The following is a 14,118-nucleotide window of genomic DNA, read 5'->3' as shown; positions in this document are numbered from 1 at the left end:
GCCACCGGCCGGTCCAGGTCGGGCTGAGACGTGAGCGCGCAGGCGGAACGAACCTGAGCCGTGACGCTTTGGCCCCGGCGGACGGTCCGGGATGCTGATGCGCGAGTTCGACTACGACGTGGCGGTGATCGGTGCCGGGACTGCCGGCATCGCGGCGCACCGTGCGGCCACGGAAGCGGGGGCGCGGTCGGTGCTGATCGAGCGCGGGCCCGGCGGGACGACCTGCGCGCGGGTCGGCTGCATGCCCTCGAAGCTCCTGATCGCCGCGGGGGCCGCCGCGCGAGCGGCGCGCACCGCGGACCTGTTCGGCATCCGGGTCTCCGGCGTCGCCGTGGACGGACCTGCCGTGCTGCGGCGTCTCCGCGCCGAGCGCGACCGGTTCGTCGACAGCGTCCTCGACGGCCTCGACGCTCTGCCCGACCACGAGCGCCTCGACGGTGCCGCCCGGTTCGAGAGCGATCGCACCCTTGTGATCGGCGACGCGATCCGGATCCGCTTCCGGGCGGCGGTCGTCGCGACCGGATCGACCCCGATCGTCCCCGACTCCCTGCGCGGCCTCGGGGCGGACGTCCTGACCACCGACAGCCTCTTCGAGATCCCCGATCTTCCGGACTCGCTCGCCGTCCTCGGGGCTGGAGCCGTCGGGATCGAGATTGCCCAGGCGATGGCGCGGCTCGGCGTGGCCGTCACGGTGATCGACGCGGGCGACAGCGTCGCCGGCCTGACCGAGCCCGACCTCACCCGGCAGGCTGCCGAGATCTTCGGTGCGGAACTGGATCTTCATCTCGGCGCCGAGGTTCGGGACGCCCTTCCGGACGGCCACGGCGCGCGCCTGCGCTGGGTCGACCGAAACGGGCGCGAGCGGGTCACGCGCGCGGCGCGGGTGCTGGCTGCCACCGGCCGTTCCCCGAACCTGGAGCCCCTCGGGCTGGAGGCGACCGGTCTCCGCCGCGGTGAGAAGGGCCTGCCGGATTTCGACCCGCGCAGCCTCGTCTGCGCGGGTGCGCCGATCCTGATCGCGGGCGATGTCGACGGCTGGCGGCCGGTGCTGCACGAGGCGAGCCGCCAGGGGCGGATCGCGGGCGCCAACGCGGCCGCCCTCGCGGCGGGCCGTCCGGTCGCGATTCCGGAGCCTTGGACGAGCCTCGCGATGGTCTTCACCCAGCCCCAGGCGGCGGTGATCGGCGCGCCCTACGATCCGGAGGACGACCGGCGGATCATCGGCGCTATGGATTTCGCGGATCAGGGACGCGCCCGCGTGGAGGGGCTGAACCGCGGCGGCATGCGCGTCTGGGCCGATCGGTCTGGGCGGCTGCTCGGGGGCGAGATGCTCGGGCCGGCCGTGGAGCACCTCGCGCACCTGCTCACTTACGCGATCGCGGACAAGCAGACGGCACAGGCGGTGCATGATCGACCGGTATATCATCCTACGGTTGAAGAAGGATTATCCAGTATTATGTCTACGATGATACAGAGAAGCTGAGGCGTTGATCTTGTCGACATTACAAGCATTGCGCTCGGCCATTCCGGTCGCCATACCCGCCTGAATGAGCCGGTCTCGTCCCTGATGCCGCCCAGCCAGGCCCCCGAACCTGACGTCGATCTCGACGTCATCGCGCCGGACGCGCTCGATCGCCTGGATCAGGGCGTGATCGGGCTCGATTCGGCCGGCACCGTCGTGGCCTTCAGCGAGGGCGCGAGCGCGATCTCCGGGCTGTCGCGGGAGGCCGTCCTCGGCCGCGACTATTTCCGCGACGTGATGCCGGGCACGAACGTGCCGAGCTTCCGCGGCCGGTTCCTGGCGGGCGCGCGCCGCGGCGCCCTGGACGAGAGCTTCGATTACGTCTTCGGCCGGCTGCCGCAGCCGCTGCGGGCCCGGATCCACATGCGTCACGGCCAGATCGCCGGCACGCGCCCGGTGACATGGCTGACCATCGATCCCGTCGAGAGCCTCGGGGCCGACCGGTCGCGCGAGGCCGTCATGGCGGCGATCGGCCGGCGGGTGCGCGCCGAGCCGGTGGATGCCAGCCTCTGCGAGCGTGAGCCGATCCACATCCCGGGATCGATCCAGCCCAACGCCGTGATGCTCGCGGCCGATGCCGGGACCCTCCTGGTCACGGCCTACTCGGCCAATGTCGACGAGATCATCGATCCGATCCAGCCGCCCCTGGCGGGCCGGCCCCTGGCGGACGTGCTGCCGGCCGATTTCGTCGCGGCGATCCGGGCGCGCCTGGCCGGCGGGTCCCTCGGCGACGGCGCCTCCATGCGCCGGACCCTGACCTTCCCGGACCGCGCCGCCGCCTATCACGCCGTCGCCCACACCCATGCGGGCCGCCTCATCGTCGAGCTGGAGCTGGAGCCGGACTCGGCCGACGATTTCGCCACGGCGAGCCAGGTCGATACCGAGCTCGCCGTCGGGCGCCTGCGCGAGGCCGGGACGCTGGCGGATGCCGCACGGATCGCGGCCCTCGAGATCCGGGCCCTCACCGGGTTCGAGGCGGTCCTGGTCTACCGCTTCGACGCGGACTGGAACGGCGAGGCCGTGGCCGAGGACAAGGTGCCGGGCTGGTCGCGCAGCCTGCTGGGCCTGCGCTTCCCCGCCTCCGACATCCCCGCCCAGGCCCGGGCCCTCTACACCAAGGCCAAGAGCCGCTTCGTCATCGACCGCGACAGCGTCCCGGTCGGGCTCGTCGCGGCCCCGGGCGCCGGCAACGGCCCGATCGACCTGACCTTCGCCCAGCACCGCACGCTCTCGCCGATCCACCTGGAGTACCAGCGCAACCTCGGCGTGAACGGCTCCATGTCGATCTCGATCATGGTCGAGGGACGGCTCTGGGGCCTGATGATCGGTCATCATCGCCGCCCGCACTACGTCACGCCGGAGACGCGCGCGGCCGCCACGGTGCTCACCGACGCCTTCGCCATGCGCGTGCAGGAGATCGAGTCGCGCCGCCTCTGGGCCGAGCGGCAGGCCCATCTCGACGTCGAGGGGCGCCTCGTGCGCGGCCTGACGCGCTCCGACGACTTCGTCGCCGCCCTGACCGCCGGGACGACGACGCTGCTCGACCTGTTCAGCGCCACCGGCGCCGGCATCGTCTCGGGCGAGCGGGTCACGCTGATCGGCCGGACGCCGCCGGCCGAGATGGTGGCGGCGATCGCGGGCTGGCTGCGATCGCGCGTGCCGGAGGGCGAGGTCGGCTACAGCAGCGACAGCTTCAGCGCCGATTATCCGGAAGCCGGCCCGCATCGCGAGATCGCCAGCGGCCTGCTCGCGGCCTTCGTCGACGCCTCGCGCGAGAACCTGCTGCTGTGGTTCCGGCCGGAAGTGCCGAGCACGGTCACGTGGGGCGGCGACCCGCGCAAGCCCGTGCTCGCCGGGAGCGGTCCCGTGGCGGTGCTCCCCCGCCGCTCCTTCGAGCGCTGGGTCGAGGAGCGCACCGGCTTCGCCGCGCCCTTCGCGGAATGGCAGGTCCAGCTCGCCGGCTCCCTGGCCGAGGCGGTCGAGGGCGTCGTGCTGCGCCAGCGGCGCAAGATCGACGAGCTCACCACCCTGCTCGCCGAGAAGGAGCGCCTGCTGGAGCAGAAGGACCTTCTCACGCGGGAGATCGACCACCGGGTCAAGAACTCCCTGCAGATCGTGTCGGCCTTCCTGCAGATGCAGCGGCGCCAGATCGCCGACGGCGAGGCCCGGCAGGCCTTCGCCGACACCTCCGCGCGGGTGATGAGCGTCGCGCGGGTCCACGACAGCCTGTACCAGGCGGACCGGTTCGACGAGGTCGATCTCGGCCAGACCATCGAGAATCTGTGCAACGACCTCGCGGGGCTCGCCGGCGACGGGCACGCCGTCGATCTCTCGGCGGAACCCGGCCTGATGGTGCCCTACCGCAAGGCGGTAGCGCTCTCGCTGATCGCCACGGAACTCGTCACCAACGCCTTCAAGTACGCGGCCACGCCCGAGGGCATCGGCCGCGTCGAGGTGAGCGTCTCGGCCTCCGGCCCCGGCGAGGTCCAGCTCCGCGTCTGCGACGACGGCGCCGGCCTGCCGGACGACTGGGCCGACGCGCGAGCCCGCAGCAAGGGCTCCGGCCTGGGGATGAAGCTCATCCGGGCGATGCTCGACCAGATCAACGCCAAGCTCACCGTCGCCAACACGCCCGGCGCCTGCTTCACGATCACCGCGTAATGTCCCGCGACGGCCTGCACGCGCGGCTGCGCGCCGCGACCGATCCGGCCCACCGGGCGCTGGAGACCTCCCTCGACTGGCAGGCGCGGGTGGCGACGCTCGGCGGCTACCGCGACCTGCTGGGGCGCCTCTACGGCTTCCACGCGGTCTGGGAGTCGGCCATCGGGTCCGGGCTCGCCGACGAGCCGTTCCTGGCGCCGCGCCGCCGCCTCGCCCTCCTCGCGGCCGACCTCGACCATCTCGGCCTCCCGGCCTCCGCGGTCGCGGCGCTCCCGAGGCCGGCCGCCCCGGTGCTCGTCGGGCCGGCCGCCGCCACGGGCGCCCTCTACGTGCTGGAGGGATCGACCCTCGGCGGCCAGCTGATCGGCCGGCACATCGCCGGCCTGCACGGATTCTCCGGCGCGGGGCTCGCCTATTACCGGGCGCACGGGCCCGCCGCGGGGACGATGTGGGCGAACTTCCGGCAGCGCCTGGACGTCTTCGGCGACGATCCGGCCGCGGAGGCCGCGCTCACCGGCGCGGCCGTCTCGACCTTCGCGGCGATGCGCGCGTGGCTCTGCCCGGTTCCGGAGATGCCGGCCGCCGCCTGAGCCGCTCGGGCCGCGCCGCGGGCGGCATTTGACGGGATCGGCCCGGACGGTTGTCAATGCCGCCCGCCGTCCCGACCCAGAGGCCCGTCTCTCGATGCTCGCCTTCGCGCTCTCCGCCCTGCTCGCCGTGCTGGCGGGCGCCGGCCTCGTCCTGCAGCAGATCCTGAACGCCAATCTCCGCGCGGGCCTCGATTCGGCGTCCTGGGCCGGCGTCTCCAGCTACGCGGTCGGCCTCGCCTGCATGGCGCTCCTCGCCGCCGCCCTGCGCGATCCGGTGCCGACGACGAGCGTGGCGGAGCGGATCCCGTGGTGGACCTGGAGCGGCGGCCTGTTCGGCGCGGTGTTCATCGGGCTCGCGATCCTGCTCGTCCCGAAGCTCGGCGCCGCGACCTTCTTCGCCCTGCTGGTCACGGGCCAGATGCTCGCCTCGGTGCTGTTCGACCACGCCGGCCTGCTCGGCCTCGCGCAGCGGCCCGTCGACCTGCCGCGCCTCCTCGGGATCGCGCTCCTGATCGGCGGCGTCGTGCTGATCCGCCGCTAGGGCCGTGCCCGATCGCGTCGCAATCGGGCACGGCTCCGAGCCTCTGTCTTGACGCGCTCCCTCGCGCCGAACCGGTATCCATTGCGGCGGAGAGCGCTCTGGGGCCGGATCACGGCGACTCGGCCAGCAGGCCCTCGACGAAGGGGGCGAGGCCGGTGCGGCGCGCCCGCCGGAGCCGTTCGGCCGCCAGAATCCCCTGCAGGGCCTTGAAAGCGTTCTGCAGGTCGTCGTTGACGATGACGTAGTCGTACTCGACCCAGCGCTGGATCTCGGTCCGCGCGTTGGCGAGGCGCTTCTCGATCGTCTCGGCGGAATCCTCCGCCCGGCGCTCCAGGCGCTGGCGCAGCTCGGCCATGCTCGGTGGCAGGATGAAGACCGTCACCACGTCCTGGGCGAGCTTGGAGCGCACCTGCCGCGTGCCCTGGTAGTCGATGTCGAAGATCATGTCCCGGCCGGAGCCCAGCACCTTCTCCACCGGCCGCCGGGGCGTGCCGTAGAAATTGCCGTGGACCTCCGCCCATTCGAGCAGGTCGTCGCGGTTGCGCAGGTCGTCGAACGCCTCGCGATCGATGAAGTGGTAGTGCCGCCCGTCGATCTCGGAGGGCCGCCGCCCCCGCGTGGTCACGGAGATCGAAAGGTCGAGCGCCCAGCTCGGATCCTGCGCGATCGCCCGCGTCAGGGTGGTCTTCCCCGCGCCCGAGGGCGAGGAGAGGATCAGGATCAACCCGCGCCGCGCGATCGAGTCGGAGACGCTCCCGGCCGGCTCGGTCATGCGCGTGGCTCCCCGACGTTTCGCATCCGTATCCTCACGTCCTGATCCGGCATCACTCGATGTTCTGGACCTGCTCGCGGAACTGCTCGACCACGGCCTTCAGGTCGAGTCCGATCCGCGACAGGCTGATGTCATTGGCCTTGGCGCACAGGGTGTTGGCCTCGCGGCCGAATTCCTGGGCCAGGAAATCCAGGCGGCGGCCGATCGCGCCGCCGGCCGCCAGCAACTCGCGGGCGCTCGCCACGTGGGCGCGGAGCCGGTCCAGCTCCTCGCGCACGTCCGCCTTGCCGGCGAGCAGCATCGCCTCCTGGTGCAGGCGGTCCGGGTCGAGGCCGCTGCCGCCGAGCGCCGCGACGGCCGCCTCCAGGCGCGCCCGCACGGCCTCGGGCTGGCGGGCCGGATTCGCCTCGGCGGCCTCGGTCAGCGCGGCGATCCGCTCGACCTGGGCGGTGACGACCTGCTCGAGCTGACGCCCCTCGGCGCGGCGGGCCTCGACCAGATCCGCGACCAGCTGGACCACGCCCGCGGCCAGGTCCCGGGCGAGGGAGTCGGTGTCCGCCGCCTCGTCCTCGACCTCGATCACGCCGCGCACGCCGAGCAGCCCGTCCATGGTGGCGCGGGCCACGCCCTCGGGGACCGGCACCCGGGCCACCGCCTGGGCGAGGCTCGCCAGGAGGGCCTCGTTGATCCGCACCCGCGCGGTCGTCTCCGGCTTGGTGAGCGTCAGGGTCAGCTGGCACTGCCCGCGGGCCAGGGTTTTCTGCAGGGCGGTGCGGGCGGTCTCGCCGAGCCCGTCATAGCCGGCCGGCACGCGGGTGCGCACGTCGAGGCCGCGCCCGTTGACGCTGCGGACCTCCCAGGCCCAGTGCACCGGTCCGGCACTGCCCGCCGTCCGGGCGAAACCGGTCATGCTCGCGATCTGGGCCACGCCGACCCCCGTCCCCGTGAAGATCGGGGCCTGTAGCACGGATCACTCCGGTGGGAAGAGGCCGGTCGCCGCTGCCACCGCGACGCGGCCCGCGCCGGGCGGCCCGCACATGGGTTCGGATGGCGCATGCCGCGATCAGTATTGGGGTGGGCCGCGCTCAAGCCGTTCGGGATGTCCGCGCTGGGCGTCGGCATCTGGGAGGATGCGCCGCACGAGGGATGGGTGCGCGGGGATGCCACCATGGCGCGGATCTTCGGCCTGACCGAGGCCGAGGCGGCGGACGGGATCAGCTGGGAGCAGCTCTCCGCGATCTTCCATCCGGAAGATCTCGCCCGGGACCAGAGCGAGCGCCGCCGCGTGCGCGAGGAAGGCGGCCTCTTCGCCTGGGAGCACCGCATCGTCCCCGCCCCCGGGCTCGTGCGCTGGGTGCTGGCGCGCGGCCGGTTCGAGCGGCGCCCGGACGGGCACATCTACGGCCGCGGCATCGTGATCGACATCACCGACAGCCGGGTCGACGGCCCGTTCGAGCCGCCGGTCGGCTTTCTCGGCGCCCCGACCGAGCAGGGTACCGCGGTCGAGCGGATGGCGGATTACGCGATGCGCCTGTGGGAGCTGGTCGGCGATCTCGGGCCCGAGGAGGCGGCCCGGGTGCAGCCGCTGCTCGAGGCCCTGCTGTACGAGCTGGGACGGCAGATCGCGGCCTCCCTGTCGGGCGACCCTCCGGACGTGCCGCGGCGCCCGCGGAACACGAAGGCGCACTGAGGCGGGCGCGGAGGCGGGCGCGGAGGCGGGCTCGACGGCGTCGGGCCCGCCGGCGGTCCCTAGCGGCGGCCCCGCGGCGCCGGTGCCGGCTCGCTCAGGGTCGGCACCGTCTTGGGCGAGCCCAGATCGTAGCTGCGGTTCTTGAGCGGATCGAGGCGAGTCCCCTCGGAGGCGTCGAAGGCGCGCGTGCCCGGCGTTCCGGTATCGAGGGCGAAGGCCGCGTTGGTGTTGATCCCGTTGCCCGCGGGGGCGCCGGCCGGCGCGTAGGCCGAGGCGCGGCCGGGCGTCGCCGGATCGGGGCTCGGCTCGACCTTGTCGACGGCGTCCGGCGGCGCCTGGCGGCTCTTCTCCACCGCCCGCCAGCGGGCGACGTTGCGCTGGTGCGCCTCGAGGGAATCGGCGAAGGCGTGGCCGCCGGTGCCGTCCGCCACGAAGTACAGATCCTTGGTCCGCGACGGGTTGGCCACCGCCTCCAGGGCGGCGCGGCCGGGATTGGCGATCGGGCCCGGCGGAAGACCCTCGATGACGTAGGTGTTGTAAGGGGTCGGCCGGTCGATCTCGGAGCGCAGGATGCCGCGGCCGAGGGTGCCGCGCCCGCCCACGAGCCCGTAGACGATCGTCGGGTCGGATTGCAGCTTCATCCGCTTGTTGAGGCGGTTGATGAAGACGCCGGCGACCCGGGGCCGCTCGTCGGCGCGGCCGGTCTCCTTCTCGACGATGGAGGCGAGGGTGACCATCTCGGCCGGGGTCCGCACCGGCACGTCGGCGCTGCGCCGCAGCCAGATCTGGTTCAGCACCTCGCGCTGCTTGGCCTTCATCAGGTTGACGATCTGCTGCCGCGTGGCGCCGCGCTCGAACTTGTAGGTGTCGGGCAGGAGCGAGCCCTCCGGGGGGATCTCGTTGATCTCGCCGGTGAGCACGTCGTTGTCGTTGAGCCGGGTGACGATCTGCTCGGAGGTCAGGCCCTCCGGGAAGGTGATGGCGTGCTGGACCTGCCGGCCCGTGGCGATCGTGTCGAGCGTGTCGGAAATGCTCGCATGCGCCTTGAACACGTACTCGCCGGCCCGGAGCGCGGGCCGGCCGCCGAAGCGGGCGGCGAACTCGAACAGGCCGGTATGGTCGATCACGCCCTCGCGCTTCAGGGTCTCGGCGATCTCGGAGGTCCCGCTGTGGGTCGGGATGACCACGACCTTGTCGGCGGCGAGCGGTCCGGGCTCGCGCACCTGCCGCTGGAACAGCGTGATCCCGATCATCGCCGCGATGGCGATGACGACCGCGAAGGTCAGGGCCCCGCTGATCAGGCCGACGAGGCCGCTCCGCTCGCGCTCGGGCTTCTCCGGCGGCGGGGGCGCGACGGTCGGCTTGATCGCCTCGCCGGGCGAGCGCGGCGAGAGCCGCTGCGGCAGGGCGGGCTCGTCCGTCGGATCCTGCGCTGTGGTCTCGGGCGCGGGCGTCTTTGAGCGGCGGAAGAACATCGGGATCCTGTCTGGGCCCGCGCGACCCGTCACGCGTCGCGGGCCGGGATCGGCTGCCCGCAACCGGGTGCGCACGTCGAGGGCCGTAACCCTAGCCGGGTTTGTGGCGAAAATGCCGTTCCGCGGCGCGATAGGCGCCGATCGGCGCGCTCAGCCCGGGGGCTGGCAGGTGGCGCAGTAGAAGGTGGAGCGGTTGGCCTGCACGATGCGGGTGATCGCGCCGCCGCATCCCGGCCGGCTGCAGGGCAGGCCGATCCGGTCGTAGACCCGGAAGGCGTGCTGGAAGGCGCCCGCGCTGCCGTCCGTGTGGGCGTAGTCGCGCAGGGTCGAGCCGCCGGCCTTCACGGCCTCCTCGAGGACCTGCACGATCGCCTTGGCCAGGGCGTTGGCCCTCGGCGTCGGGCGACCGTCCGGCCGGGCGAGGCTCCCCGCCGGCGCCTCCGGATGGAGGCGCGCCCGGTGCAGCGCCTCGCACACGTAGATGTTGCCAAGGCCCGCGATCAGGCGCTGGTCGAGCAGGGCGGCCTTCAGCGGCGCGCTCTTGTGGCGGAAGAGCCGCGCGATCACCGCCCCGGTCAGACCGTCGAGGGGCTCCACGCCCATCCGGGCGAAGTGCCGGCAGGCCGCGAGATCCGCGCTCGGGACCAGGTCCATGAAGCCGAAGCGGCGGGCATCGTTGTAGGTCACCGTGGCGCCGGTGCTCATCGCCATCACCACGTGGTCGTGCTTGGGCGTGCCCTGGGCGCCCTCGAGGTAGAAATCCCCCGGCGACAGGTTGCTGCCGTCGGGCAGGGCCACGTCGAACCGGCCGCTCATGCCGAGATGCATGACCAGCGTCTCGCCGGAATCGAGCGCGGCGGTGAGGTACTTCGCCCGGCGCGCGAGGCCCGTGACGGTCCGCCCCTCGAGGCGGGCGGCGAAGCGCTCGGGGAACGGGAAGCGCAGGTTGGCCCGGCGCAGGGTGACGCGGCTGAAGCGCGCGCCGACCAGGGCGGGCGCCAGTCCCCGCCGCACCGTCTCGACCTCGGGAAGCTCCGGCATCTCTCTCGCGGCCTCTCCCGGCTGTGCGTGCGCGGCGCCCCGCGCGCCGGCTCCGGATATCGGCGGGATCGGAGCGCGCCGCAACCGCGCCGATCCGGCGCGGTTTGCCGCGCGGGACGCGGACGCCGCGAGGCGCCGTCGCGCGGGGGCGTTGAACAGGGGACCGCACGGGATCGCCGCGCCATGTCCTGTGCCGGGTCCCGACCGCCCTAGCGGCGGCGCAGCCGGACATACAGGGCGCCGCCGCCGCCATGGTGGCGGGCCGCCTCCTCGAAGCCGAGGACGATGCCGCGCAGCTCCGGCCCCCGCAGCCAGTGCGGCACGCTGCGGCGCAGCACGCCGCGCTCGGCGAAGGCCTCGGAGTAGCCCGGGCCGCCCTTGCCCGTGACGACCAGGACGTAGGAATGCCCGGCGGCCCGGGCCCGGAGCAGGAAGCCCGTCAGCGCGGCATGCGCCTCCGCCTGCACCATCCCGTGCAGGTCGATCCGTGCCTCGATCGCGAGCCGTCCCCGGCGCAGGCCGAGCTTGGCGTTCCGCTCCAGCCCCGCGCCGGGCACGTGGCGCTGCGGCGGCGCCTGGTACGGCGCTGCGGTGGCCGGGCGCGGCGGCTCCGCGGCCGGCTTCGGCGATTTCGGCGGCTGTTTCGCCCNGGGGCCGCGCAGACCCGGCGGAACGCGTCGAGCGCCGCGTCCGCCCGCGCGCCGGGGAAGCCCGGCAAGTCGGTCGGGGGGACGGGCGTGAGGACCGCGCCGCCGACCGCCACCGGCGCGGCCGACGCGGCTTGGCTAAGGAGGGACGCGAGGAGGACGGCCGGAACTGCTCCGGACCGGGCGCGGGGGATCGACACGGCAAGATCGTCACGGGGCGCCGGTCACGGGCTCAGGCGCCGGCCTCGGTGGCCACGAGCTGCCAGTTCGGATCCCGCGACCCGAGGGTGCGGGCGAAGGTCCAGACATCCGGCACCTCCACCACCGTCTCGGCGCTGCCGTCCACCACCTTGCCCTCGGCGTTGCGGGTGGCGGTGATCAGGTTCGACAGGAAGCGCACGGTGACGTGCGCCACGCGGTTGCGCACCTCGACGGCGACGATCTCGGCCTTGTCGATCGACACGAAGGTGGTCTCGAGCGTCTGCCGGTTGCGCTCGCGCTCCGCGATCGCGCGCTCGAACGCCTCGCCGACCTCCTTCGAGAGGAGGCCGCGCAGGGTCTTACGGTCACCCTTGGCGAAGGCGATCATGATGGCTTCGTAGGCGGATTTCGCGCCCTCGATGAACGCGCGCGGGTCGAAGCCGGGCTCGGCCTGGATGCAGGCCTCCAGCCCGCGGGCGACCTCGGATCCCGGCTCGGCGATCCCCCGCCAGTCCCGCGGCGCGGCGGCGGGCGGCGGCGCGGCCTGGACCCGGTCGGCGCCGGGCAGGCGCACGACGTTGTCGCCGTCGGAGCGCGCCTGCGGCTCGGTGCGGCTGCGGTCGACCGGCTTGAACGGCGAGCGCTCGGCCCCCGTCTTCTGACCGAGCACCGAGCGCAGACGCCAGATCACGAAGACGGCCAGCGCGAGGAAGATGATCGTCGTAACGTCGAAACTGTCCTGCATCACCGATCCGATGGTGGCCGCGGCGAGACCCTGTGCCCCTTGCTCAGGTCACGCGCGGTGCGACGCCGGCTAAGCGCGCAGAGGTCTGGCCGACTCATATCCGACCAACGCGTCGGGAGCGAGCCGGTTGTGCCGGCCGGGCAACCGTACCCACGCGTCAATTGCGATACCGGGCGATATGGGTCGCGGGGGCCGCCGGCGCCAGCGCCGCCCCCGCTCGCTTGTCCAGGCTCGGCCCGCGTGTTAGCGGCCCTGCCGTTTGGGCAGTTCCGCGGCGTGATCCAGCCGCTCCCGCCGCGACAACAACCCGCGCCGGCCCTGCCGGTCGATCGAGAAGGATGATCCGCATGGCCGATTCCCCGGCAGCGAACGGCAACGGCGGCGGCATGCCGCAGGGCGATGTGCCGACCATCAATGCCCTGGCGCAGTACACGAAGGACCTCTCCTTCGAGAATCCGAACGCGCCGCGCTCGCTCCAGCCCAAGGAGGGCCAGGGGCCGCAGATCAACATTCAGGTGAACGTCAACGCGCAGCAGCTCTCCGAGACCGATTTCGAGGTCGAGCTGAAGCTCGAGGGCGACGCCAAGGTCCAGGCCGAGGTGCTGTTCGCCTTCGAGGTAACCTATGCCGGCGTCTTCCGGCTCCTCAACATCCCGGCCGACCAGATCCATCCGGCGGTGATGATCGAGTGCCCGCGCCTGCTCTTCCCCTTCGCCCGCCAGATCGTGGCCGAGGCGGTGCGCAACGGCGGCTTCCCGCCCCTGTACATCGACCCGATCGATTTCGTCGGCCTCTACCGGCAGAAGGTGATGGAGCAGCAGGGCGCCCAGGGCCCGCTCGCCTCCTGAGGCAGGACGAGCCGGCGGCCGCTCAGCGGCCGCCGGGACCGCGATAGGCCGCCGCCAGCGCGCGCAGGGCCTCCGCGGGGCGCCCGGCGAGGCGGCGNCCCGCACCGCCGCGCCCCGGACCGTGCAGGGGCCCGCGAGCCCCGCGAGCCGCAGCGCCTCGCCCGGACGGGGCGCCGGGAAATCCGGCGCGGCGAACCAGCCCAGCCGCTCCTCCGCCAGGACCGTCCCGCCAGGGCCAGCCTCGTCCTCCGTCCGGAGGATCACCGCGTCGTAGCCGCCCTCGCCGGAGGGTCCGAACGCCGCCGCGAGGTCGCGCGACGGCACGATCCGCACCTCCGTGACGAGCCCGGCCCGATCCAGCCCCAGGCGCCGCAGCAGCGCCGGCAGGTCGGGACCGGCGACGTGGTCGCTGATCCCGAGGCTGAGTCGCGCCGGCACCGCCGTCGCCGCCTCGGCCACGGCGCTGTCATGGGCGTCCAGGAGGCGCCGGGCCGCCGGCAGGAACAGCGCGCCCTGGCGGGTCAGGTCCACATGTCGCGGCGTCCGGTCCAGGAGGCGCGTGCCGAGCCGGTCCTCCAGCCGCTTCAGGCGCAGGCTGATCGCCGCCTGCGACGTCGCCAGCGCTTCGGCGGCCCGCGTGAAGCTGCCGAGATCGACCACGCGGACGAAGGCCAGGACGCCTTCCAGGTCGAGCGGACGCTCCGACATCATATCGCGCCGTTATCGTAGATATCGGATGCGATATGTCGCTGTTATCGTGGCGGCGTGCAAGGCTCAACTCCTCGTCAGGAGTGACCCATGCTGATCGCCCGCTACCGGCACCGTCTGCCGGCCGACTACGCCATGGACAGGATCCGCGCGCGCGTAGCCGCCCGCGCACCCGCCTGGGACGCGGTGCCCGGCCTCGTCTTCAAGGCTTTGACGATCGAGGACCGGGCGCGCGGCGCGGCCGACAACGCCTACAGCTCCCTCTATCTGTGGCAGGATGCCGGCGCCGCCGCCGCCTTCCTGGCCGGCGCCGGGTTCCGCGCCGTGATCGAGAGTTTCGGCCGGCCGCGCATCGAGACGTGGCTGGCCGTCGCCGTCGAGTTCGGCCAGGGCGGCGCGGCAGGCACCCTCTCGGAAGAGACGCGACTCGTCGCGCCCGCGGAGGATCTCGCCGCCCTGCGCGACGACGAGCGGGGACGCGGGCGCGACCTTGCGGCCGAGCGCGACGTCCTCGCGACCGTGGCCGGGCTCGACCCCGACGGGTGGCGGCTCACCCGCTTCATCCTCCGCGCCGAGCCGGCCGCCGGGCCGTCCGGGACCGCGATCGCCCATCTCGCCGCGCCGGGCCTCGCCGCGGCGCGCGGCCGCTGACCGTTGCCTGCCGAGGAGCTGAAGCC

At 73.4% G+C, this 14,118-nt stretch carries 13 protein-coding genes and 1 pseudogene; 7 read left to right on the top strand and 7 right to left on the bottom strand.

The window, feature by feature from the left end; translation table 11 throughout:
* Positions 1–97 precede the first annotated feature (97 nt).
* The 4 genes from MOTC310_RS31230 to MOTC310_RS31215 all read left to right on the top strand — a co-directional run bounded on the left by MOTC310_RS31230 (position 98) and on the right by MOTC310_RS31215 (position 5,314).
* Complete coding sequence (locus MOTC310_RS31230; RefSeq protein ID WP_331304740.1) at positions 98–1,483, top strand: dihydrolipoyl dehydrogenase; 1,386 nt, start codon at positions 98–100, stop codon at positions 1,481–1,483.
* Positions 1,484–1,567: 84 nt separating this feature from the next.
* On the top strand, positions 1,568–4,183 hold the full coding sequence (locus MOTC310_RS31225; RefSeq protein ID WP_331304584.1) for a histidine kinase dimerization/phosphoacceptor domain -containing protein: 2,616 nt from the start codon (positions 1,568–1,570) through the stop codon (positions 4,181–4,183).
* Positions 4,183–4,773: a biliverdin-producing heme oxygenase gene (locus MOTC310_RS31220; RefSeq protein ID WP_331304583.1), complete on the top strand. Its 591-nt coding sequence runs from the start codon at positions 4,183–4,185 to the stop codon at positions 4,771–4,773. Before MOTC310_RS31225 ends, MOTC310_RS31220 begins: the two co-directional genes overlap by 1 nt.
* A gap of 94 nt (positions 4,774–4,867) precedes the next feature.
* On the top strand, positions 4,868–5,314 hold the full coding sequence (locus MOTC310_RS31215; RefSeq protein WP_331304582.1) for a DMT family transporter: 447 nt from the start codon (positions 4,868–4,870) through the stop codon (positions 5,312–5,314).
* Between the two features lie 109 nt (positions 5,315–5,423).
* Here MOTC310_RS31215 and gmk read toward each other — a convergent pair whose 3' ends face one another.
* The gene (gene gmk, locus MOTC310_RS31210; protein WP_331293913.1) at positions 5,424–6,086 is read right to left on the bottom strand and encodes a guanylate kinase; all 663 of its coding nucleotides are present in this window, start codon (positions 6,084–6,086) and stop codon (positions 5,424–5,426) included.
* A gap of 52 nt (positions 6,087–6,138) precedes the next feature.
* Entirely contained in the window at positions 6,139–6,996 is an 858-nt protein-coding gene (locus MOTC310_RS31205) for a YicC/YloC family endoribonuclease (protein WP_331294008.1), read from the bottom strand.
* 144 nt (positions 6,997–7,140) lie between these two features.
* Between MOTC310_RS31205 and MOTC310_RS31200 the strand changes: the two genes are divergently transcribed.
* Positions 7,141–7,776 (top strand): PAS domain-containing protein, encoded by a 636-nt coding sequence (locus MOTC310_RS31200; protein ID WP_331293912.1) that lies wholly within the window; start codon positions 7,141–7,143, stop codon positions 7,774–7,776.
* 59 nt (positions 7,777–7,835) lie between these two features.
* Here the strand turns inward: MOTC310_RS31200 and mltG are convergent, their stop codons facing one another.
* From mltG to MOTC310_RS31180, 4 genes are all read right to left on the bottom strand, one after another.
* The gene (gene mltG / locus MOTC310_RS31195) at positions 7,836–9,251 is read right to left on the bottom strand and encodes an endolytic transglycosylase MltG (RefSeq protein WP_331304581.1); all 1,416 of its coding nucleotides are present in this window, start codon (positions 9,249–9,251) and stop codon (positions 7,836–7,838) included.
* 150 nt (positions 9,252–9,401) lie between these two features.
* Positions 9,402–10,292 carry a bifunctional DNA-formamidopyrimidine glycosylase/DNA-(apurinic or apyrimidinic site) lyase gene (mutM, locus tag MOTC310_RS31190; RefSeq protein ID WP_331304580.1) on the bottom strand — a complete coding sequence of 297 codons (891 nt, stop codon included), beginning with the start codon at positions 10,290–10,292 and terminating at the stop codon, positions 9,402–9,404.
* A gap of 209 nt (positions 10,293–10,501) precedes the next feature.
* Positions 10,502–10,849, bottom strand: a complete 348-nt coding sequence (locus tag MOTC310_RS31185; protein WP_419539981.1) for a Smr/MutS family protein — start codon at positions 10,847–10,849, stop codon at positions 10,502–10,504.
* Between the two features lie 322 nt (positions 10,850–11,171).
* A complete protein-coding gene (locus MOTC310_RS31180) occupies positions 11,172–11,885 on the bottom strand; it encodes a Tim44/TimA family putative adaptor protein (RefSeq protein ID WP_331304578.1) in 714 nt (237 codons plus the stop codon).
* Positions 11,886–12,232: 347 nt separating this feature from the next.
* Here MOTC310_RS31180 and secB point away from each other — a divergent pair, with 347 nt between their 5' ends.
* Positions 12,233–12,733 (top strand): protein-export chaperone SecB, encoded by a 501-nt coding sequence (gene secB, locus MOTC310_RS31175; RefSeq protein ID WP_331304577.1) that lies wholly within the window; start codon positions 12,233–12,235, stop codon positions 12,731–12,733.
* A 570-nt stretch (positions 12,734–13,303) separates the two neighbouring features.
* Here secB and MOTC310_RS31170 read toward each other — a convergent pair.
* Positions 13,304–13,441: pseudogene (locus MOTC310_RS31170) on the bottom strand (helix-turn-helix domain-containing protein); the annotation flags it as partial.
* Positions 13,442–13,531: 90 nt separating this feature from the next.
* On the opposite strand from MOTC310_RS31170, the gene MOTC310_RS31165 reads away from it, so the two are divergent.
* Positions 13,532–14,092, top strand: coding sequence for a DUF4865 family protein (locus MOTC310_RS31165; protein WP_331304575.1), 561 nt, complete (start codon positions 13,532–13,534; stop codon positions 14,090–14,092).
* Positions 14,093–14,118: the final 26 nt, after the last annotated feature.

Source organism: Methylobacterium oryzae (assembly GCF_036441375.1).
Classification (GTDB): Bacteria; Pseudomonadota; Alphaproteobacteria; order Rhizobiales; family Beijerinckiaceae; genus Methylobacterium; species Methylobacterium oryzae_A.
Note: the sequence above shows the minus strand (reverse complement) of the source record. Positions and strands in the feature narration are given on the sequence as shown.